The sequence below is a fragment of the Amycolatopsis sp. NPDC003865 genome, from assembly GCF_053605345.1.
The window spans coordinates 391,437-415,479 of record NZ_JBSGJA010000001.1; the positions used below are offsets into that span (position 1 = coordinate 391,437).

The window sequence follows — 24,043 nt, forward strand, 5'->3', positions numbered from 1 at the left end:
GGCGTTCTCCTTCACTCGTCGGCGGTCACGGCGAGCCCGGCCAGCACGGCCCGGGCCAGCTCCGCCACGTGCGGCGGTTCGACCATGTCCCAGTGGTGGCCCGGCACCGGCGTCACCGTGAGCTCGCCGCGCGTGCGGGCGCGCCAGCTCTCCGGCCGCACCTCCGGGCGGCCCTTCACCGGGTGGGTGCCGGTGGAGGTGATGAGGTGGATGCCGGTGTCGACGACCGCCCGGCAGCGGTAGGCCTCGACGGCGTCCTTGCCCGCCAGGTAGACCCGCGCCATCTGCTCGACGACGGCGTTGCCCGCGACTTCGGAGACCATCCCGCGGTCCCGGGCTTCGGCGAGCATCTCGTCGAGGGTGTCGGCGGCCCCCGGCGCCAGTTTCAGCACGGCCTCGCCGAACCAGGCCAGGGGGTCGCTGGTGTCGACTTCGGGCAGCGGGTTGCCGTAGTCGTCGACGCCGAGGACGGTCGCGTCGATGATGCACAGGTGCTCGACGGCCCGGCCGGCTTTTTCCAGCTGCGCGGCCATTTCGAAGGCCACCGAGCCGCCCTGCGACCAGCCCGCGAGGCGGATCGGGCGATCCCCCGCCACCGGCAGCAGGTCGGCGACGAACGCCGCGGCCAGCTCCTCGATCGTGTGGACCGGCTCCTCGCCGGGCGCGAACCCGGGCGCCTGCAGGCCGAACACCGGCAGCGCCGGGTCCAGCTCGGCCACCAGCCGCAGGTACGGGAACGGGCTCCCGGCGGTCGGCGGCAGCAGGAACAGCGGCGCGACGCCCGCGCGGCCCGGTGACAGCGGCACGACCAGTCCCCCGCCGTGGTCCCCGGCGCGGACGAGGTCGGCCAGCGCCCGGATGGTCGGCGCGCGGAACACCTCGGCCAGCCCGACGGTCGCGCCCAGCTCGGCCTTGATCCGGTCGACCAGCACGACGGCCAGCAGCGAGTGGCCGCCGACGTCGAAGAAGCCGTCCGTGACGCCGACGCGGCGGCCGAGCAGGTCCTCCCACAGCTTGGCCAGCGCCAGTTCCAGCTCGTCACGCGGCAGGACACCGGGCGTGGGCACCGGAGCCGCGTCCGGCACGGGCAGCGCGACGCGGTCGACCTTGCCGTTCGAGGTGAGCGGCAGCGTGTCCAAAGTGGTCAGTGTGCCCGGGACCATGTACTCCGGCAGGCGCTCGGACAGGTGCGCCCGCAGCGCTTCGGCGTCCACAGTGGACGGCGCAACGTACCCGGCGAGCGCGCCGTCGCGGACCACGGCGACCGCCTCGGTGACGCCGGGACCGCCGACGAGCGCGGCCTCGATCTCGCCCAGTTCGATGCGGTAGCCGCGGACCTTGACCTGGTGGTCGGTGCGGCCGACGAACTCCAGGCGCCCGTCCGGCAGGTAGCGGGCCAGGTCGCCGCTGCGGTAGAGCCGGCCGGGCCCGAACGGGTTCGGCACGTACTTCGCCGCGGTCAGGCCGGGGTTGCCGGCGAAGCCGCGCGCGACTCCGGCGCCGCCCGCGTACAGCTCGCCGGTGACGCCGGCGGGAACCGGCCGCAGGTGCTCGTCGAGGAGGTAGACCTCGGTGTTCCAGATCGGCCGGCCGACCGGGATCGGCGTGGTGACGCAGTCGGCGGCGGGCAGCAGGTTGATCACGTTGGCCACGGACGTCTCGGTGTGACCGTATTCGTTGGCCACCACCACGTCCGGGGCGTGCTCCCGCCAGAATTCCAGCGCTTCGGCCGTCAGCTGCTCACCGCCGACGACCAGGTGCGCGGCCGCGGCCGCCGCTTCCGGTGCCAGGCACCGGCGCAGCGGTTCGAGGTGAGCCGGGGTCAGCTTGACGAAGCTGAACCGCCGTCCGCTCGACAGGACGTCGGCGAGCCCGGCGACCGGGTGCTCGTCCTCCGGCACCAGCGTCACCGTCGTGCCGCACAACAGCGGCAGGAACAGCCCGGTGACGGTGAGGTCGAAGGCGAGCGAGGAGTGCACCGGGGCGCCGTCGCCCTCGTCGGCGCGGTAGGCCTGGCGGCACCAGTCCAGGTAGTGCAGCACGCCGCGGTGGCTGATCATCACGCCCTTGGGACGGCCGGTGGAGCCGGAGGTGTAGATGATGTAGGCGAGGTTCTCCGGGTCGACGACCGGGTCGCGCCACGGCACCGGGTCGACCGCGACCGGCTCGTCGGCGAGGACCACGACGTCGCCGAGGTTTTCGCCGGCGTAGCGGCGGGTCGTGACGAGGACGCGGGCGCCGGCCTGGCGGAGCATGTACTCCTTGCGGTCCTGCGGGTACGCGGGATCCAGGGGGATGTAGTGGCCGCCGGTCTTGAGGACGGCCAGCAGCACCGGCAGCAGCAGCGGGCCGCGTTCGCAGAGCACGCCGACCGGGGTTTCGACGCCGACGCCGTGCGCGCGCAGCCGCTGGGCCAGCCGGGTGGCGCGGTCCTCGAGCTCGGCGTAGGTCAGCTCGGTCCGTCCACACCGGACGGCGATCGCGTCCGGGGTCGACATCGCCTGCGCGGCGATCCGGCCGTGCAGCGTGCCACGCAGGTAGGGCTCCGCGGTGGCGTTCCAGGTCTCCAGCAGCAGCTTCCGCTCGTCCGCGCCGAGAACGTCCACTTCGGACAGCCGGACGCCGGGCCTGGCGGCCAGCTCGGTGCACAGCCGGACGAAGTGCTCGCCCATCCGCGCCATCCGGACCTCGTCGAACAACGCGGTCGCGTACTCCAGCACGCCCTCGACGGACCCGTCGGCCTGGCGGACGAAGGAGATCATCAGGTCGAACTTCGCCGTCGTCGAGGGCAGGTCGACCGGCGACACGCGCAAGTCTCCCAGGTCCGGTGAGCCGGACGAGGAGTCGTAGACGGCGAACATGACCTGGACGACCGGGGTGTGCGCGAGGTCGCGCTCCGGCGCCAGCTCCTTGACCAGGCGTTCGAAGGGCAGGTCCTCGTGGGCCTGGTCGGCCAGCCGGGCCGCGCGGACGCGGTCGGCGAGGGTGGCGAAGTCCGGGTCGCCGGAGAGGTCGCCGCGGGCGACGACGGTGTTCACGAAGAACCCGACCATGTGCTCCAGCTCGGCCCGGCCGCGACCGGCGACCGGGGTGCCGACGGCGATGTCCGTGCGGCCGGTGTGCCGCCCGAGCACGACGTACGCGGCGGCCAGCAGCGTCATGAACGGCGTCGCGCCGACGGCCTTGCCCTGCTCGATCACGGCGGAGGCGGCATCGCCGGGGATGGTGAAGCGGACGGAAGCGCCGTGGTGGTCGCGCTGGGCCGGGCGCGGCCGGTCGGCGGGCAGCTCCAGGGTTTCCAGCCCGGCGAGCCGCTCCTTCCAGTACGCGAGATCGTCCGTGTGGGCGTCCACCCGGGACTGCTCCCAGACGGCGAAGTCCGCATAGGACAGTTCGATCGGGGGCAGCTCGGTGCCGGTGTAGAGCTTGCGGAGGTCGTCCATCAGGATCGGCAGGGACCAGCCGTCGCAGGCGATGTGGTGGACGTTCAGCGCCAGGACGTGCCGCTCCGGTGCCTCGCGGACCAGCAGCGCGCGGAAGACCGGGCCGGTGGCGAGGTCGAAGGGGCGCCCGACGTACTCCGCGAGCACCGCTTCCGGGTCGCCCTCGACCACCGGCAGGTCGACCGGGGCCGGGGCCCCGATCACCTGGCGTGGCCGGTTGTCCGCCGCGGTGTAGGTCGTGCGCAGGATCTCGTGCCGCGCCACCAGGGCGTCGAGCGACCGCCGGAGCGCGTCGACGTCGAGCGTGCCCTCGAGCCGCAGCAGGAGCGGGACGGCGTACTCGGCGCTGTCCGGGTCGAGCCGGTCGAGGAACCACAGGCGCTGCTGCCCGGCCGACAGCGGCAGCGGGCCGCCGCGGCCGGCCCGGCCGAACGCCCGGGCCGGTGTGGCGGCCCGGCCGCGCAACCGCTTCGCGAGCACCGCGGCCCGCAGCCGCGCGGCGCGCTCGGCGTCGGCTGTGTCGCCGGCGGGGCGGATGTCGAACGTGGTCATGCGCTGGCCTCCTCGGAAAGGGAGTCGAGGAGCTCCTGCTCGGACATGCCGGCGAGCTCGGCCTCGATCTCGGTGTGGACCACGGCGGCGAGCGCGGCGACCGTGGTGGTCTGGAACAGCACGGGCAGGGACAGGTCCACCCCGAACGCGGCCTGCAGCCGCATGCGAACCTTGGCGGCGAGCACGGAATGCCCGCCGAGGGCGAAGAAGTCGTCGCCGAGCCCGACGCGGGGCACGTCCAGGACCTCGGCCCAGATGTCGGCGATCAGCTGCTCTTCCGGGCTGCCCGGGGCGATGTAGTCCGCGGTCTCCTCGGCCGGTTCGGGCAGCGCGGCCCGGTCGAGCTTGCCGCTGGCGTTGACCGGCAGCGCGTCGAGCACGACGAACGCGCTCGGCACCAGGTGTTCCGGCAGGCGTTGCCCGAGGAACGTCCGCAACCCGGCCGCCGTGACGTCGCCGGCGACGTAGGCGACCAGGCGCTTCTGCCCGGCCGGGTCGGGCTTGGCCAGCACGACCGCCGCGGTGAGCGCCGGGTGCGCCCGCAGCGCGGCCTCGACTTCGCCGAGTTCGATGCGGAAGCCGCGGATCTTGACCTGGTCGTCGGTCCGGCCGAGGAACTCCAGGTCCCCCGCCCGGGTGCGGCGGACGAGGTCGCCGGTGCGGTACATCCGCCCGCCGGCCGGGTTCGCCACGAACCGGCTCGCGGTGAGCCCCGGCCGGCCGAGGTACCCACGGGCCAAGCCCGGGCTCGCCACGTACAGCTCGCCCGCGACGCCCGGCGGCACCGGCTGGAGCCGGTCGTCCAGGACGTAGGCCCGCGTGTGCCGCAGCGCCTGGCCGATGGTCACCCTTCCGCCCACTTCGAGGGGCTCGGACACCGTCGAGACGACCGTGGCCTCGGTCGGGCCGTACATGTTGAGCATCCGGCGGCCCGGCGCCCACTTCGCGACCAGCTCCGGCGGGCAGACGTCGCCGCCGACGACGACCGTCCGGAAGTCCGGCAGGTCCGGGTCCTCGACCGTGGCCAGGGCCGCCGGCGGGATCAGCGCGTGCGTCACCCGGCCCTCGGCGAGCACGTCCCGCAGCTGGTCGCCCAGCAGCGGGCCGGGCGGGGTGACGACCAGCGCGGCGCCGGTCATCAGCGCTGCGCACAGCTCGAGGATCGACGCGTCGAAACTCGGCGACACGTACTGCAGCACCCGGTCGCCCGGGCCGACCCGGTAGGCCGCGACGGTGTTCTCCACCAGGGTGGCGAGACCGGCGTGGCTGACCACGACGCCCTTCGGCCGGCCCGTCGAGCCCGACGTGTAGATGACGTACGCCGCGTTCTCGGGCCGTACCCCGACGACCAGCGGACTGTCGTCCATTGTGGACAGCGGCAGTTCCCGCAGGGCGAGCACCGGGTCGGCGTCGTCGAGCATGTACCGGATGCGTTCCTCGGGGTAGCCCGGGTCGATCGGCAGGAACGCGGCGCCGGTCTTGACCACCGCGAGCTGCGCCACGACCAGGTCGGCCGAGCGCGGCAGCAGCAGCGCGACCACCTTCTCCGGGCCCGCACCCCGCAGTCGCAGGTGCCGGGCCACGCGGTTGGCCGCCGCGTCCAGTTCGGCGTAGGTGAGCGAATCCGGCCCGGCCACGACGGCCGGCGCGTCCGGGGTCCGCCGCGCCTGGGCTTCGATCAGCCCCGCGAACGTGCCGCCCGGGGCGCCCCCGTCCAGGGGCGCGAGCTCGGCCGCGTCGAGCATCGGGACGCGGTCGACCGGCCGCCGCGGGTCGGCCGCGAAGCCGTCGAGCAGCCGGAGGTAGCGCTCGGCGAACGCGGCGATCGTGTCCTCGTCGAACAGCGCGACCGGGTACTCCAGCACGCCGCCGACCGTGCCGTCGGCCTGCTCGCGCAGCACCATGGCGAGGTCGAACTTCGCCGCGCCGGTCTCGACCCCGACCGGTTCGCAGTCCAGGCCGGCGAACTCCCAGCCGCCTTGCGCCACCGTCTGCAGCGCGAACATGAGCTGCACCAGGGGGTTCCGGCTCGGGTCGCGGTCGGGCCGCAGCTCGGCGACGACCCGGTCGAACGGGACTTCCTGGTGGCTGAAGGAGTTCAGCGCCGTCTCGCGGACCCGCTCCAGGAGCTCGGTGAAGCCCGGCGAGCCGGTCAGGTCCGCGCGCAGGGCCAGGGTGTTGACGAACTGGCCGATCAGCCGCTCGGTGTCCGGGTGGTCGCGGCCGGCGACCGGGCTGCCGATCGCGAACTCCCGCAGCCCGGTGTGCCGGGCGACGAGCACCTGGAACCCGGCGAGCAGGGTCATGAACAGGCTCGCCCGTGCTTGCGCACCCACCTCGCCCAGCCGGGCCGCCAAGTCCGCGGGCACGCTGAACTCATACCGCGCGCCCCGCGGGTCACGCACCGGCGGCCGCGGCCGGTCGGTGGGCAGCTGGACCACCTGCGGGACGCCGGCCAGCTGCGTCCGCCAGAACTCGACGTCCGCTTCGCTCGGCTGGGACCAGGCCGCGACGTCGGCGTACTGCACCGGCGGAGACGGCAGGTCGGCACCGGCGTACAGATCGCGCAGCTCCTCGGCGAGAATGCCCTCGGACCAGCCGTCCAGGACGATGTGGTGCGCCGAGAGGACGAGGACGTGGTCGTCCTCGGCGAGCTTGCCGAGCGCGGCGGCGAAGACCGGCCCGGTGGCGAGGTCGATGCCCCGCAACGCCAGGAACGGCTCGATCTCGCCGATCTCGGTGACCGGCAGCGGCACCGGGCCGGCCGGGTCGACGACCTGCTTCGGCTCACCGTCGATCTCGACGAACCGGGTGCGCAGGATCTCGTGCCGCTCGACCAGCTTCGTCAGGGCGGCGGCGAGGGCGTCGACGTCGAGAGGCCCGCGGAGGCGGACCGCGTTCGGCACCAGGTACTCCGCGCCGGCCGGCGCCATCCGGTCGGCCAGCCACATGCCGACCTGGACCCCGGCCAGCGGCGCGGGACCGTCCGGCCGCTTCGGGATGGCCTCGAACTCGCGCCTGGTGGCGCGGGCCACGGCCTCGGCGAGTTCCGCGACCGTGGGCGAGTCGAAGATCAGCCGGATCGGGATGTCCGCCGACAGCCGCTTGCGCAGCTCGGCGACCACCCGCACACCGAGCAGGGAGTGCCCGCCCAGGTCGAAGAAGTTGTCGTCGGCGCCGACCCGTTCGACGCCGAGGACGTGCTGCAGCACTTCGGCGACCAGTTCCGCGACCCGGCCTTCCGGCGCGCGGTACTCGGCCCCGGCCGCGGTGGGCGCCGGCAGCGCCCTGCGGTCGATCTTGCCGCTGGTGGTGGTCGGGAACTCGGGCAGCACGCTCAGCGCCGTCGGCACGAGGTAGACGGGCAGCCGCTCGCGCAACTGCGCACGGATCTCGCCGTCGGTGAGCGTGACGCCGGCCTGCGGGGTGACGTACCCGGCGAGCCGCTTGTCCCCCGGAACCGGCTGCCACACCGTGACCGCGGCTTCCCGGACGCCGGGCAGTTCCAGGAGGACCTGCTCGACCTCGCCGGGTTCGACGCGGATGCCGCGGATCTTGACCTGCGAGTCCTGGCGGCCGAGGAAGGTCAGCGCGCCGTCGGGGGTGCGCAGGCCGCGGTCGCCGGTGCGGTAGAGCCGCTCCCCCGGGTCGAACGGGCTCGGCAGGAACGCCGCGGCCGTCTTGGCCGGGTCGCCGAGGTAGCCGCGGGCGAGGCCGACGCCGCCGATGAACAGGTCGCCGGGGACGCCGACCGGGACCGGCCGCAGGTGCTCGTCGAGAACGTGGATCCGGTTGTTGGCGATCGGCGAGCCGACGCTCACCGAGCCGGCACCGTCCAGATCGGACCGGAGGCATTCGCGCATGGTCGAGTCGATCGAGACCTCGGTGGCGCCCCACTGGTTGTGCAGGGTCGCGTGCTCGCCCAGGCGGTCGAAGAACAGCTTCAGCAGTTCCGGCTGGAGCGCCTCGCCACTCGTGATGACGTTGCGCAGCGGCTCGAGCGCCGCCCGGTCGGCCGGGGTCAGCTGCTCCAGGAACAGCGTCAGCATGCTCGGCACGAACTGCAGGTTGACCACGCGGTGCTTGATCGCGCCTTCGAGGATCGCGGCCGGGTCGCGGTGCAGGCCCGGCGGGATCAGCGCGACGCGGCCGCCGACGATCAGCGGCCACAGGCATTCCACGGCCGCGTCGTCGAAGACGAGGGTCGTCTTCTGCAGGACGCCCTCGCCCGGCTGGAGCCGGTAGGTGTCCTGGTGCCAGCGCAGCCGGTTGACCCACCCGCGGTGGGTGCTCGCGACGCCCTTCGGTTTGCCGGTGGAGCCGGAGGTGTAGTAGATCGAGACGAGGTTGTCGGGGTGGGTCGTGTCCGTCCACTCCGGCGCCGGGCCGTCCGAACCGGACACCGGGAGGAAGGTGACCTCGCCGCTGTGCGGGGTCGGCGCCCCTTCGTTGACCAGGCAGACCGGCGCGCAGGCGTCGCCGAGGATGCCGAGCAGCCGTGGTTCGGGCGCGTCGGTCTCGATCGGGACGAACGCGCCGCCGGCCTTGAGGATGGCGACCAGGCCGACGATCAGGTCGATCGAGCGGTCCATCCGCAGGCCGACCGGGACGTCCGGGCCGACGCCGTGCTCGGCCAGGCGAGCGGCGAGGACACCGGCCCGGCGTTCCAGCTCGGCGTAGTCGATGTGGTCGTCGAGGTACTCGACCGCGATCGCGTCGGGGGTCTTCTTCGCTTGCTCGGTGATGAGGTGGTGGAGGCAGACGTCCTCGTCGTAGGCGACCTTCGTGTCGTTGACGCCGTGCACGAGGTGGTCCCGCTCGGTGTCGGTGAGCAGGTCCAGCTCGCCGACCGGGGTGTCCGGCGCGTCGGCGATCCGTTCGAGCAGGGTCGTGAAGTGGGCGGCGAGCCGCTCGATGGTGGTGGCGTCGAACAGGGCGGTCGGGTACTCGAAGATGCCGGTCAGGGCGCCGTCGGGGTCCTGGGCGAGGGCGAGTTCGAGGTCGAACTTGCTGACCCGGGTGTCGACGGCGAGCTTCTCGACGGTCAGGTCCGGCAGCGCCCAGCCGGCCTCCTCGTTGTTCTGCAGGGCGAAGACGATCTGCACCAGCGGCGTGCGGGTGAGGTCGCGCTGCGGGCGCAGCAGCTCGACGATCCGGTCGAAGGGGACGTCGTCGTGGTCGAACGCGGCCAGGGTGCCGGCGCGGACCCTGGTGAGCAGTTCCGTGAACGCCGGGTCGCCGGTGAGATCCGCGCGCAGCGGCAGGGTGTTGACGAAGTGGCCGATCAGCGGCTCGGTCTGCGGGTGGCCGCGGCCGGACACGGGGGTGCCGATCGCGAAGTCCCGCATCGCGGTGTAGCGGCCGATCAGGACTTCGAAGCCGGCGAGGACGGTCATGAAGAGGCTCGCGCCGTGCTCGGCACCCAGCCGCTGCAGGCGTTCGACGACTTCCGCGGGCACGTGCACCGGCGTCTTGGCGCCGGCGATGTCCCGGGTGAGCGGCCGCGGCCGGTCGGCGGGCAGCTCGGCGACGTGGGGCATGCCGTCGAGGGCCCGGCGCCAGAAGTCGAGCCCGGCCTGGTCGTCGGCGGCGGCTTGCCAGGCGGCGACGTCGCCGAACTGCACCGGCAGGGTGGCGGGCTTCACCCCGGCGTAGTGGTCGCGAAGCTCCCGCGCCAGGACCCCCATGGACCATCCATCGGCGACGATGTGGTGCATGACCAGCACCAGCACGTGGTCACGCTCCGACACGCGGGCCAGTGCGGCGCGGAGGACGGGGCCGTGTTCGAGGTCGAGCGGGATGTCCAGCTGGGCGCGGACGAACGCCTCGGCATCGGACACGTCGGTGACCGGCAGCGGCACCGGCCGCACCGGGTCCACCACCTGGACCGGCTCCCCGTCCACCTCGACGAACCGGCTGCGCAGCACCTCGTGCCGCGCCACCACCGCCGACAACGCACCCGCCAGAGCCGCCACCTCGAGGTCTCCCCCGATGCGCAGCGCCAGCGGTACCACGTACTCCGCCGAACCCGGCGTGAGCCGCTCGGCGAACCACAATCCCCGCTGCACCGGCGAAAGCGGCGTCCGCGTTCCGCGCGAGCGGACCGGGATCGGCTCGAAGTCCACTGTGGATGCTTCCGGCACGAGCCGGGCCAGCGCGGCGATCGTCGGGGCCTCGAACAGCGCCCGCACTCCCAGCCGCACGCCGAACTCCGTGCGCATCCGGCCGGTCACCTTCGCCGCCAGCAGCGAATGCCCGCCGAGAGCGAAGAAGTTGTCCTCCACCCCGGGCGCCGGGATCCCGAGCACGTCCGCCCAGATCCCGGCGAGCGCGACCTCGACCGGCGTGCGCGGGGCCACGTGCCCGGCCACCCCCCGCCGCGGCGCGGGCAGCGCCGCCCGGTCCAGCTTGCCGTTCGCGGTCCGCGGCAGCTCCGCCAAGGGCACGATCGCCGACGGCACCAGGTACTCCGGCAACCGCGCCGCGGCGTACTCCGCCAGCACCGCGGGATCGGCCGTCCCCACGACGTAGGCCACCAGCAGCCCGTCCCGGACCACCACCGCGGCCTGTGTGACGCCGTCGTGCCCGGCCAGCACGGCCTGGACCTCGCCCGGCTCGACGCGGAACCCGCGGATCTTGACCTGGTCGTCCGCCCGGCCGGCGTACTCCAGGAGACCGGAGGCGGTCCACCGCGCGAGGTCGCCCGTGCGGTACATGCGCTCCCCCGCCGCGAACGGCGAGGCGACGAACCGCTCGGCCGTGGTCCCCGGTGCCCCCAGGTACCCCAGCGCCGTGCCGACCCCGGACAGGTACAGCTCGCCGACGACCCCGGCCGGCACCGGCCGCAGCCGCGCGTCGAGGACGTACGCCTGCTTGCCGGCGAGCGGCCGTCCGATCGGCACCGGCCCGTCCACCGCCGTGACCTCGTGGACCGTGCTGAAGCCCATCGTCTCGGCCGGGCCGTAGCCGTTGACCACCGCGACGTGCGGGTACTCCCGCAGCACCTTCGCCAGGTGCGCGGGCGAGGCCGCCTCGCCGCCGGTCATCGCGCGGCGGACCGTCGCGAACACCGCCGGGTGCTCGTCCACCAGGAAGTTGAACAGGCTCGCCGAGACGTCCAGGACCGTGACGCCGTGCGCCACGACCAGGTCCTCGATCAGCGCCGGCTCGGGCCGCTGACCGGGCTGGAGCACGACCGTGCCGCCCGAAAGCAGCGGGCCGAGCAGCTGCGTGCCGAACGCGTCCCACGACACCGGCGCGCACTGCAGCCAGACGTCGTCCGGGCCGAACCCGGCGTAGTCCTGACCGGTCAGCGTGCCGACGACCGCGCGGTGCGGGGCCGCGACCGCCTTCGGGACGCCGGTCGAGCCGGAGGTGAACATGACGACGGCGAGGTCGTCCGGGCCGCCGGGCACGCCGAGGGCACCGCCGTCGCGGACCGCGATCGCGGCCGCGTCGGCCACGACGTCGATCCGCGGCCAGGGCAGCTCGCCCCCGTCGGTCAGGACGACCGCGGCCGACGTCCGCCGCAGCGCGGACACCAGGCGCTCGGCCGGGAAGTCCGTGTCCAGCACGGTGTAGGCCGCCCCGGCCTTGAGGACGGCGAGCAGCGCGACGGCCAGCCGCGGCGAGCGTCCGATGTGGACACCGACCAGGTCGCCGGGCCGGACGCCCTCGGCCACCAGGTGCCGCGCCAGCCGGTTGGCCTCGGTGTCGAGCTGGGCATAGGTGAGCGACGCGCCTTCGAAGATCAGCGCGGTCGCGTCCGGCGCCCAGGCCGCCTGCCGTTCGACCAGCTCGTGCAGCCGCATCGCCGGCGCGGTGACCGGGGTCGAGCCGAACGCCAGCAGTTCGGCCCGTTCGCCGGCACCGAGCACGTCGAGGTCCGCGACGGACACGTCCGGCGTGGCGACGGCCGCGGTGAGGAACCGGGCGAACCGCTCCGCGATGGCCGCGGCCGTGGCCGCGTCGAACAGGTCGGTCGCGTACTCCAGCTGCCCGGTCAGGCCGGCCGGGGTGCCGTCGGGAGCGTGGTTCTCTTCGATGCCCGCGGTGAGGTCGAACTTGGCGACGTCCCGGCGGACCGTGATCCCCTCGGTGACCAGCCCGGGCAGGCCGGCCTGCGCGGTCGCGTTGTTCTGCAGCACCAGCATCACCTGGAACAGCGGGTGCCGGGCGGCCGACCGCGCCGGGTTCAGCTCTTCGACGACCCGCTCGAACGGGACGTCGGCGTGCGCCAGCGCGGCCAGCCCCGCGTTCCGGACGCGGGCCAGGAGCTGCCGGAACGTCGGCTGCCCGGACACGTCCGTGCGCAGGACCAGGGTGTTGACGAAGAATCCGGCGAGGTCGTCCAACGCGGTGTCCCCGCGGCCCGCGACCGCGGTACCGAGCGGCACGTCGTCGCCGGCACCGAGGCGGGACAGCAGGGCCGCGAACCCGGCCTGCAGCGCCATGAACAGCGTCGCGCCGCTGCCCCGGGCCAGGCCGGCCAGCGCCGCGTGGACGTCCGCGCCGAGCGCGAACTCCACGGAACCGCCGCGGTGGCTCGCGACGGCCGGGCGGACCCGGTCGGCGGGCAGGACGAGTTCCTCCGGTGCGCCGGCGAGGGTGTCGCGCCAGAACGCCAGCTGGACGGCGAGCTCCGGCTCGTCGAGGACTTCGCGTTGCCACAGCGTGTAGTCCGCGTACTGCACCGGCAGCGGTGCCCAGTCCGGTGCGTGCCCGTCGAGGCGGGCCGTGTAGGCGGTGGTCAGGTCGCGCCACAGCGGTGCAGCGGACCAGCCGTCGGACGCGATGTGGTGCAGCACCAGCAGCAGCACGTGGTCTTCGGCGGCGACCCGGACCAGGTGCGCCCGGATCGGCAGTTCGGTGCGCAGGTCGAACAGGTGCGCGGCGGCCTCCGCGAGGACGTCCGGCAGTGCGTCCTCAGTGGACTCCACCACCGTCCACGGTACCTCGGAGGTGGTCAGGATCTCCTGCCACGGCTCGCCGTCGTGGGACGGGAACACCGTCCGCAGCGGCTCGTGCCGCTCGACGACGTCGGCCAGCGCCGCTTGCAACGCGGGCACGTCGAGCGGGCCACGCAGGCGCAGGGCCCGCGGGACGTCGTAGCCCGCGTTGGCCTCTTCGGCCTGGTCGACGAACCACAGCCGCTGCTGGGCGAACGACAGCGGCAGCCGGTCCGGCCGCTCCCGGCGGGTCACCGGCGGCCGCGCCGGGGCCGCGTCGCCGAGCACCTCCGCGAGCCCGGCGACGGCCGGCGTGCGGAAGAGGTCCCGGATGCCCAGCTCGACGCCGAGCACCGCCCGCACGCGGCCGATCAGCCGGGCGGCCAGCAGCGAATGCCCGCCCAGGTCGAAGAAGCCGTCGTCCAGTCCGACCTCGGGCAGCCCGAGCACCTCGGCGAACAGTCCACAGAGGACGTTTTCGGTGACCGTCCTCGGCCGGCGCCGCGAGCCCGCCGCGAAGTCGGGCGCGGGCAGCGCGCGGCGGTCGAGCTTGCCGTTCGCGGTCCGGGGCAGCTCGGGCAGCGGCACGATCGCCGACGGCACCAGGTAGTCCGGCAGCCGCTCGGCCAGGTACGCCCGCAGCGCGGCCGGCTCGGCCGGGCCGACGACGTAGCCGATCAGCCGCCCGTCGCGGACGACGACCGCGGCCTGCTCGACACCGTCGTGCCGCGCCAGCACCGCCCGCACCTCCCCGGGTTCGACGCGGAAGCCGCGGACCTTGACCTGGTCGTCGGCCCGGCCGACGTACTCGAGGACGCCGTCGGCGCGCCAGCGGACCAGGTCGCCGGTGCGGTACATCCGCTCCCCTGCCGCGAACGGCGAAGCCACGAACCGCTCGGCCGTGGCGGCGGGCAGGCCGCGGTAGCCGTCGGCGAGCCCGTGGCCCGCGAGGTACAGCTCACCCGTGACACCGGGAGCGGCCAGGTTCAGCCGGGGGTCGAGGACGTACGCGCGCTTGCTCGCCACCGGCCGGCCGATCGGGATGGCCGTGCCGCCGAGGTCGGCCTCGGTGATCGGGTGGAACGTCGTGTAGCCCATGCTCTCGGCCGGCCCGTAGCCGTTGATCAGCCGGACGTCCGGGTACTCGCGCAGCGCCTTGGTCACGTGCTCGACCGAGGCAGGCTCGCCGCCCGTCATCGCCCGGCGCAGCACGGTGAAGACCTGCGGTTCCTGGTCGAGGAGGTAGTTGAACAGGCTCGCCGACGCGTGCAGCACGGTGACACCGTGTTCGACGACCAGCGCCGCGATCCGCTCCGGCTCGGGGTTCTGGCCGGGCTGCAGGACCGTGCGGCCGCCGTAGAGCAGCGCGCCGAACAGCTGGAGCGCGAAGCCGTCCCACGAGACCGGCGCGCACTGCAGCCACACCTGACCCGCGTCGAAGGTCGCGTAGCCCTGGCCCATGGTCGCGACGACTCCGCGGTGCGACGTCGCGACGCCCTTGGGCACGCCGGTCGAGCCGGAGGTGAACATGACGCAGGCCAGGTCGGCCGGGGTCAGCTCGACGTCCGGGTTCGTGCGGTCCGGGTGGCTCGGCAGCGCCTTCAGGATCCGCCGCACCCCCGCCTGCTCGGTGACCGCGGCCAGCCGCTCCGCCGGGTAGCTCGGGTCCAGCAAGGTATACGCGGCACCGGACTTGAGCACGCCGAGGACGGCGATCGCGAAGTCGAAGCCACGCTCGATCAGAACCCCCACGACCTCGCCGCGGCGGACGCCGCCGTCGAGGAGGTGGTGGGCGACCTCGTTGGCGCGGGCGTTCAGCTCGCCGTAGGTCAGCGACTCGCCTCCGAACAGGATCGCGACGGCGCCGGGGTCCTGCCGTTCGACGATCGTGTGCAGGCAGTCTTCCGGCGCGGCGCTCACCTGAACGGCGTTGCCCGCCGCCAGGACGAGGTCGCGCTCGCCGGTGGTGAGCACGTCGTACGCCGTCACCGGCTTCGCGGGCTCCTCGACGATCTGCTCCAGCAGCCGCATGAACGCCGTCGCCAGGCGCTCGGCGGTGACGGCGTCGAACAACGCGGTGGCGTACTCGAAGGCGCCGGTGATGCCCGCGCCGTGGTCCTCAAGGGCGAGGGTGAGGTCGAACTTGGCGACCGCGCGGGCCACCTCGTACGGCTCGGTGTCCACACCGGACAGTGCGACGGGCGGGGTGTCCCGCTGCAGCACCAGCATCACCTGGAACAGCGGGTGCCGGGCCGCCGAGCGGGCCGGGTTCAGCTCCTCGACCAGGCGCTCGAACGGGACGTCGTCGTGCTCGAACGCGGTCAGGTCGGCTTCGCGGACGCGGTCCAGCAGCTCGGTGAACGCCGGGGCGCCGCTGACGTCGGTGCGCAGTACGACGGTGTTGACGAAGAAGCCGACGAGATCGTCGAGCGCCGGGTCCGGGCGGCCGGCGACCGGGGTGCCGATGGGGATGTCGTCCCCGGCGCCGAACCGCGCCAGCAGCGTGGCGAGCGCCGCTTGCAGGACCATGAACAGGGTCGCCCGCTGCCCGGCGGCCAGCTCCAGGAGCCGCGCGTGCAGCCCGGCCGGGATCTCGACCGGCGCGGACCCGCCGGTGTGGTCCGCGCTGGCGGGCCGGACGCGGTCGTAGGGCAGCGCGAGCTCCTCGGGCAGGCCGGCGAGCGTACGCGTCCAGTACTCGACGTCGGAGTCGAGTTCCCGGTGCCACAGCGTGTAATCCGCGTACTGCACCGGCAGCGGTGTCCACTCCGGAGCACTGCCGCCGAGCCGGGCCGCGTACGCGTCGGCCAGGTCGCGCAGAAGCACCGGGATCGACCAGCCGTCCCCGGCGATGTGGTGGGTCAGCACGAGCAGGACGTGCTCGCCGCCCTCGCTGAACAGCCACGACCGCACCGGCGGCGCGGCGGCCAGGTCGAACGGCGTCCGCGCGGCTTCGGCGACAGAGCCGGTGCCGGCCTCGAACGGGACTTCGAAGGAGTCCAGGATCACCTGGTACGGCCCGGCCTCGTCCTCCGCGTAGTACGTGCGCAGGGCTTCGTGACGACCGGCCACATCGGACAGCGCGGCGGCCAGCGCCGAGGCGTCGATGTCGCCGCGCAGCCGCAGCGCCATCGGCATGTGGTACGCGGTGTCCTCGGGGTCCAGCCGGGCCAGGAACCACAGCCGCTCCTGGCCGGGCGCCAGCGGCAGCCGGTCCGGCCGGGCGCGCCGGGTGACGGCCGGGCGCGCGGCGACGGCGTCACCGAGGCTCTCGCTGAGCCCGGCGACCGTCGGGGTCGCGAACAGCGCCCGCACGGTGACGTCGAGGCCGAGGACCGCGCGGATCCGCCCGGTCAGCCGGGTGGCCAGCAGCGAGTGCCCGCCCAGGTCGAAGAAGCCGTCGTCGATGCCGACCTCGGGCACCCCGAGGACCTCGGCGAACAGCTCGCACAGCGCGTGCTCGCGCGCGGTGCGCGGGACCCGGCCGGCGCCGCTCTCCAGGGCGGGCGCGGGCAGGGCCTTGCGGTCGAGCTTGCCGTTCGGGGTCCGCGGCAGCTCGTCGAGCAGCACGAACGCCGACGGGACCATGTACCCCGGCAGCGCGGCCGCGAGGTGGCGGCGCAGCTCTTCGGCGTCGACCGGCTCGCTGGGCACGAAGTACGCGACCAGGCGCTTGTCGCCGGGCCGGTCCTCGCGGACCACGACCGCGCGCAGCGCGACCGCCGGGTGCGCGGCCAGCACGGCTTCGATCTCGCCGAGCTCGATGCGGAAGCCGCGGATCTTGACCTGGTGGTCGACGCGGCCGAGGAACCGGATCTCGCCGTCGCGGCGGCGGGCGACCAGGTCACCGGTGCGGTACATCCGCTCCCCCACCGCGAACGGTGAGGCGACGAACCGGTCGGCGGTCAGGTCGGGCCGGCCGAGGTAGCCGCGCACGACGCCGTCCCCGGCGATGTACAGCTCACCCGGGACACCGGGCGGGACCGGCCGCAACGCCCGGTCGAGCACGTGGACCCGCGTGTTCGCGATCGCCCTGCCGATGGTCGGCGAGCCTTCGCCGACGCGGGCGGTCGTCGACCAGATCGTCGTCTCGGTCGGGCCGTACATGTTGGTGACCGACGCGGCCCGCGCCCGCAGCGCGACGGCGAGGTCGTCGGGCAGCGCTTCGCCGCCGACCAGCACGTGCACGGCCGAGAGGTCGACCGGCTCGGCCAGCAGGGCGTGGAACAGGCTCGGCGTGGCCTGCAGGAGCGTGACGTCCTCGGCGAGGGTGGCCAGGGCACGGGTGTCGCGCACGTCGTCCCGGCTCGCGAGCACGACGGTCGCCCCGGCCAGCAGCGGGGCGAAGATCTCCAGGCCGGCGATGTCGAAGCCGACCGTCGTGACGGCGAGGAGCCGGTCCCCGGCGGTCATCCCGAACCGGTCGACCATGTCGAGGAGGAAGTTCAGCAGCGGCCGCCGCGGTACGACGACGCCCTTGGGACGGCCGGTCGAGCCGGACGTGAAGATCACGTACGCCGGGCTGTCCGGCGACGCGGTGTGCTCGAGGTTCCCGGTCTCGTCGGTGTAGACGAGGTCGTCGCGGTGGAGGACCAGCGCCGGGGCGGCGTCCTCCAGCATCATCGCCAGGCGGTCCGGCGGGTACTCCAGGTCGAGCGCGAGGTAGCCGGCGCCGGTCTTGAGCACGGCGAGCATCGCGATGACCAGCTGCTCGTCGCGCGGCAGGGCGAGGGCGACGTACCGCTCGGGCCCGGCGCCGCGGGCGGCCAGGTGGTGGGCGAGCCGGTTGGCCCGGGTGTTCAGCTCGGCGTAGGTCAGCGTCGTCGCGCCGAACTCCAGGGCCGGGGCGTCCGGCGTGGCTTCGGCCTGGAGTTCGAACAGCTCGATCACCGACGTGCCGGGCAGCGGCCGAGCGGTCTCGCGGTTGGCCGTCTCGATCGCCGAGCGCTCGCCGTCCGACAGCAGGTCCACAGTGGACAGAGGGGCGCCGGGCGTCGCGACGGCGGCCGCCAGGAGCCGGACGAACCGGTCGGCGAGGTCGGCCGCCGTGCCCGCGTCCAGGAGGTCGGTCGCGTACTCCAGGTACCCGCCGATGCCGGCCGGTTCCCCGGCGGCGCCGGTGTTCTCCTCCAGGTTGAGCGTGAGGTCGAACTTGGCGGTCTCGGTGGTCACCGGTACGTCCGCCGTGGTCAGCCCCGGCAGGGTCAGGTCGGCCGCGACGTTGTTCTGCAGCGCCAGCATGACCTGGAACAGCGGGTGCCGCGCAGTCGAGCGCGCCGGGTTGAGCCGTTCGACGACCCGCTCGAACGGGACGTCGGCGTGGTCGAACGCGGTGAGCGCGGTTTCGCGGACCCGGTTCACCAGCTCGGTGAAGGTGGGGTCGCCGCTGAGGTCCGTGCGCAGGACGAGCGTCGTGACGAAGAAGCCGACGAGATCGTCGAGCGCGGCGTCGGGGCGGCCTGCCGAGGGGGTACCGACGGCGATGTCGTCCCCGGCGCCGAGCCGCGAGAGCAGGGCGGCGAACCCCGCCTGCAGCACCATGAACAGCGTCGCGTGCTCACCGCGGGCGAGGTCGAGCAGCCGCGCGTGCAGGTCCGCGTCGAGGCGCACCGGCAGCGTGGCCCCGCGGTGGCTCGCGACCGGCGGGCGCGGGTGGTCGAAGGGCAGGCTGATCTCGTCGGGCAGCCCGGCGAGTGCTTCGGCCCAGTAACCGAGGGAGTCGTCGGACAGCTCCTGTTGCCACAGCGCGTAGTCCGCGTACTGGACGGGCAACGGAGTCCACTGCGGACTTTCGCCGGTGACGCGGGCGGCGTACGCGGTGGACAAGTCGCGCAGCAGCGGGCCGAAGGACCAGCCGTCGCTCGCGATGTGGTGGGTGACGATCACCAGGACGTGGTCGTCGCCCTCGCGCCGCAGCGCCGCGCGGACCGGCAGGTCGGTCGCCAGGTCGAACTCGCGCGCGACGAACTCGGCGACGTCGACCGCGGCTTCGGTCCACGGCGGCTCGGTGAGCGGCCGGATCTCCTGGCGGGGCACGCCGTCGGTGTCCGGGAACACCGTCCGCAGGGCCTCGTGGCGCTCGATCACGTCGGCGAACGCCCGACGCAGCGCCGGGACGTCGAGGGCGCCGGTGAGCCGCAGGGCGCGGGGCACGTTGTAGGTCGCGCCCGCCTGGTCGAGCTGCTCGACGAACCACAGGCTGCGCTGCGCCGACGACAGCGGCAGCACCTCCGGGCGCGGCCGGGCCACGACGGCGGGCCGGGCGGCCCGGGCGCTGTCCAGGACCGCGGCCAGGCCGGCGACGGTCGGCGCGCGGAAGACGTCGGCGACGCCGATCCGGGCGCCCAGCACCGACCCGATGCGGGCGACGAGCCGGGCGGCGAGCAGCGAGTGCCCGCCGAGGGCGAAGAACCCGTCGTCGACGCCGACCGTCCCGACGCCGAGGACGTCGGCGAAGAGTCCACAGAGGACTTCCTCGCGCGGGGTGCGGGCCGCGCGGGTCGTGCTCGTGCGCTCCGGGGCGGGCAGGGCCCGGTGGTCGAGCTTGCCGTTGGGGGTCAGCGGCAGCGCGTCGAGCAGGACGAAGGCGCTCGGCACGAGGTGCTCCGGCAGCCGTTCGGTGAGGTGCGCGCGGAAGTCGGCGGCCTCGCCGACGACGTAGGCGACCAGGAGCTTCTGGCCCGGCCGGTCCTCGCGGACGACGACCGCGGATTCCGTGACGGCCGGGTGCGTGCCCAGCGCCGTCCGGACCTCGCCGGGTTCGATGCGGAACCCGCGGATCTTGACCTGGTCGTCGGCGCGGCCGACGTACTCGAGGACGCCGTCGGCGCGGCGGCGCACCAGGTCGCCGGTGCGGTACATCCGCTCCCCCGCTTCGAACGGCGAGGCGACGAACCGGACGGCGGTGAGCTCGGGGCGGCCGACGTACCCGTCCGCGATGCCGCCGCCCGCGGCGTACAGCTCTCCGAAGACGCCGGGCGCGACCGGCCGCAGGCGCTCGTCCAGGACGTACGCGCGCTTGCCGTTGAGCGGCACGCCGATCGGGATGGGGGCGCCCAGGTCCGCCGGGGTGACGCGGTGGGAGCTGACGAAGATCATGTTCTCGACCGGGCCGTAGGCGTTGGTGAACCCGACGTCCGGGAAGTTCTCGAGTGCCTTGGTCAGGTGCGCGACCGAAGCGACCTCACCGCCGGTGTAGACGTGGCCGACCCGCGTGAAGACGGCCGGGTACTCGTCGAGGAGGAAGTTGAGCAGGCTGGCCGAGACGAACAGCGTCGTGACACCGTGCCGCTCGACCAGCTCGGCGATGAGCGCCGGCTCGGGCTTCGGGCCCGGCTGCAGGACGCAGGCGGCGCCGGTGAGCAGGGCGCCGAACAGCTCGAAGGCGAAGGCGTCCCAGGAGACGGGGGCGGTCTGCAACCAGACGTCGCCGGTGTAGCCCTGGCCGAGGATGGTGGTGGCTACGGCTGCGTGGGAGGCGACGACGCCCTTGGGCGTGCCGGTCGAGCCGGAGGTGAACATGACGCAGGCGGGGCCGGCGGGGCTGACCGCGCGGCCCGGTGTCTTCGCTACGGCGTCCACTGTGTCCAATGCGGACAGATCGTCGAGCACGACCGGCGCGTCGACCTGCTCGGCCAGCAGCTGACGGCGCTCGGCCGGGAACGACGGGTCCAGCAGCGTGTACCCGCAGCCGGCCTTGAGCACGCCGAGGATGGCGGTGACCAGGTCCGGGCCGCGGTCGAGGCAGATCGCGATGATCCGGCCGGGCTCGACGCCGGTCAGGAGCGCGGCTACGCCGTTGGCGCGGGCGTCCAGCTCGGCGTAGGTGACGACCTGGTCTTCGAACAGCAGCGCGGTGCGGTCCGGCGTGCGGCGGGCGTGGCCCTCGATGACCTCGTGCAGGGTGACGGCCGGCGCGGCGGGCGCGGACATGCCGCCCGCCTCGGCTTGGTGCCGCTCCGCCTCGTCGAGGAGGTCGAGGTCGCCCAGGCGGACGTCGGGGTTCGCGGCCACGGCGGCGAGCACGCGCAGGAGGCGCCCGGCCAGGGACGCGGCGGTGGCGCGGTCGAACAGGTCGCTCGCGAACTCCAGGAGGCCGGTCAGCTCGCCGTCGCGTTCCTCGAAGATCGCGGCCAGGTCGAACTTCGCGTACCCGATGTCGACGCGCTCGCCCGTGGCGCGCACGCCCTCGATCGCCAGCTCGGCGGCGAGGTTGTTCTGCAGCACGAGGAGGACCTGGAACAGCGGGTGGCGGCCCAGCGAGCGAGCCGGGTTCAGTTCCTCGACGACCCGCTCGAACGGCACCTCGGAGTGCTCGAACGCGGCCAGGCAGGTGTCGCGGGCACGATCCAGGAGTTCGCGGAACGTCGGGTCGCCGCCGGTGGCGGTGCGCAGGACGACGGTGTTGACGAAGAACCCGACGAGGTCGTCGAGGGCGGCGTCGGTGCGGCCCGCGACCGGCGAGCCGACCGGGACGTCGTCGCCCGCGCCGAGGCGGGTGAGCAAGGCGGCGAACGCGGCCTGCAGCACCATGAACAGCGTCGCGCCTTCCGCCGCGGCCAGGTCGGCCAGCTTGCGGTGGACGTCGGCGGGGACGTCCATCGGGACGACGCCGCCGCGGTGGCTCGCGACCGCCGGTCGCGGGCGGTCGGTGGGCAGCGGCAGCTCTTCGGGCAACCCGGCCAGGGTGGCCCGCCAGTACGCGAGGTCGCGCTCGACGGGGAGTTCCCGTTGCCACAGCGTGTAGTCCGCGTACTGGACCGGCAGCGGTGTCCACTTCGGAGCGTCGCCGGTGACGCGGGCGGCGTAGGCGATCGACAGGTCGCGCAGGAGCGGGGCGAAGGACCAGCCGTCGCTCGCGATGTGGTGCACGACCAGCAGCAGCACAGCGGTGTCGCCGGGCAGGGTGAAGAGGGTGGCGCGGATCGGCAGTTCGCGGGCGAGGTCGAAGCCGGCCTCGGTGGCGGCGGTCAGATCGGCGGCCAGTGTGTCCTCGGTGGACTCATCGGTGGTCCACCGGACTTCGCCGGACGGCAGGATGTGCTGCACCGGCTCGTCGCCGGCGCGGGTGAAGATCGTCCGGAGGGCTTCGTGGCGGGCCACGACGTCGTTCACCGACTGACGCAGCACGTCCGCGTCGACCGGGCCGGTCAGGCGGACGGCCTGCGGGACGTGGTAGCTCGCGTTCCGGGTGTCGGCCTGGTCGAGGAACCACAGCCGGCGCTGGGCGAACGACAGCGGCATCGGCTCGGGGCGGTGGCGCGGGGTCAGGGCCGGGCGGGCAGCGGGGGCGTCTTCGAGGAGTTCGGCCAGGCCGGCCGGGGTCGGCGCGCGGAAGACGTCCCCGATGCCGGCCTCGACGCCGAGCGTGGCGCGGATGCGGGAGACGAGCTTGGCGGCCAGGAGGGAGTGGCCGCCGAGGGCGAGGAAGCCGTCGTCGATGCCGACGCCGTCGACCCCGAGGATTTCCGAGAACAGGGCGCAGAGCGCGGCTTCGCGGGGCGTGCGCGGCGCGCGGCCGGTGCGGGCGGCGGACCAGTCCGGCGCGGGGAGGGCCTTGCGGTCGAGCTTGCCGCTGGGGGTCAGCGGCAGGTCTTCGAGGACGACGAACGCGGCCGGGACCATGTACTCCGGCAGGTTCTCGGCCAGGGCCGCGCGCAAGGCGCCGACGTCCGGGGCGGCGCCGTCCGGGACGACGTAGCCGACCAGGCGCTGGTCGCCTTCGCGGTCCTCTCGGGCCAGCACGCAGGAGCCGCCGACGCCGGGCTGGCGGTCGAGGACGGCCTCGATCTCGCCCAGTTCGACGCGCAGGCCGCGGATCTTGACCTGGTGGTCGGTGCGGCCGAGGTAGTGCAGGGCGCCGTCGTCGGACCAGCGTGCGAGGTCGCCGGTGCGGTACATCCGCTCGCCCGGCCGATGAGGGCTGGCCACGAACCGCTCGGACGTCAGGCCGGGGCGGCCGTGGTAGCCGCGGGCCAGCTGGATCCCGGCGAGGTACAGCTCGCCGGCGACGCCGGGCGCGACCGGCTTCAGCTCGGCGTCGAGGACGTACGTGCGGGTGTTCCACACCGGACGTCCGATGGGGACGCTCGTCTCGCCGGGCCGGCACGCCCAGGAGGTGACGTCGACCGAGGCTTCGGTCGGGCCGTACAGGTTGTGCAGCTCGACGCCCGGGAGCGTGGCGAAGAACCGGGCCTGCAGCTCGGCGGGCAGGGCTTCGCCGCTGCACAGGACGCGGCGCAGGCCGGTGCAGGTCGCGGCGGCGGGGTCGAGCAGGAACGCCTGCAGCATCGACGGGACGAAGTGGACGGTCGTGATCCGCTCGGCGCGGATGAGCTCGGCCAGGTAGGCCGGGTCGCGGTGACCGCCGGGCCGCGCGACGACGAGCGTGGCGCCGGTCAGCAGGGGCCAGAAGAACTCCCAGACGGAGACGTCGAAACTGGACGGTGTCTTCTGCAGCACGCGGTCGTCGGCGCCGAGGCCGTACTCGGCCTGCGTCCACATGAGCCGGTTGACGATGCCTTCGTGCGGCACCAGCACACCCTTGGGGCGGCCGGTGGAACCGGAGGTGTAGATGGCGTACGCGAGGTCCTTTGTGGACGCTTCCGGCCCGGTGACCGGGTTCGCGCCGAAGTCCACCTCGTCGAGGAGGATGGTCTCGGTGTCGAACAGGTCCCGGTGGTGGGTCTGGGTGAGGACGACCGGCGCGGCGCTGTCGGCGACCATGTAGGCCAGCCGGTCGGCCGGGTAGTCCGGGTCGAGCGGGACGTAGGCGCCGCCGGCCTTGAGCACCCCCAGCAGGGCGATCACCAGCTCAAGGCTCCGGTCGGCGCAGACACCGGTGAGGACACCGGGGCCCACGCCCCGCTCGACCAGGAGGTTCGCGAGCCCGTCGGCCCGCCGGTGGAGGTCGCGGTAGGTCAGGGACTCGCCTTCGAACACCAGCGCCGTCGCGTCCGGGGTGCGGGCCGCCTGCTCGGCGAGCAGCCGGGTGAGCGTGCGGCCCGCTTCCGGGACGTCGGTGGTGGTGTCGTTCCAGGCCGCCAGCAGCTGCCGGGCGTCGTGGTTCACGGTGATCAGCTCCAGTTCGTTCACTGCCGG

At 74.0% G+C, this 24,043-nt stretch carries 2 protein-coding genes; both read right to left on the minus strand.

What is annotated here, in order from left to right:
- Positions 1 to 11: 11 nt before the first annotated feature.
- Positions 12 to 3,995: a non-ribosomal peptide synthetase gene (locus ACWEVP_RS01830; RefSeq protein WP_452060727.1), complete on the minus strand. Its 3,984-nt coding sequence runs from the start codon at positions 3,993 to 3,995 to the stop codon at positions 12 to 14.
- Positions 3,992 to 24,037 carry a non-ribosomal peptide synthase/polyketide synthase gene (locus ACWEVP_RS01835; protein WP_452060728.1) on the minus strand — a complete coding sequence of 6,682 codons (20,046 nt, stop codon included), beginning with the start codon at positions 24,035 to 24,037 and terminating at the stop codon, positions 3,992 to 3,994. The genes ACWEVP_RS01830 and ACWEVP_RS01835 overlap by 4 nt, the downstream gene beginning before the upstream one ends.
- Positions 24,038 to 24,043: the final 6 nt, after the last annotated feature.

What these genes read in the sequence shown, in the direction of transcription:
- ACWEVP_RS01830 (WP_452060727.1), bottom strand. Translation starts at nt 3,995, where the DNA reads ATGACCACGTTCGACATCCGCCCCGCCGGCGACACAGCCGACGCCGAG.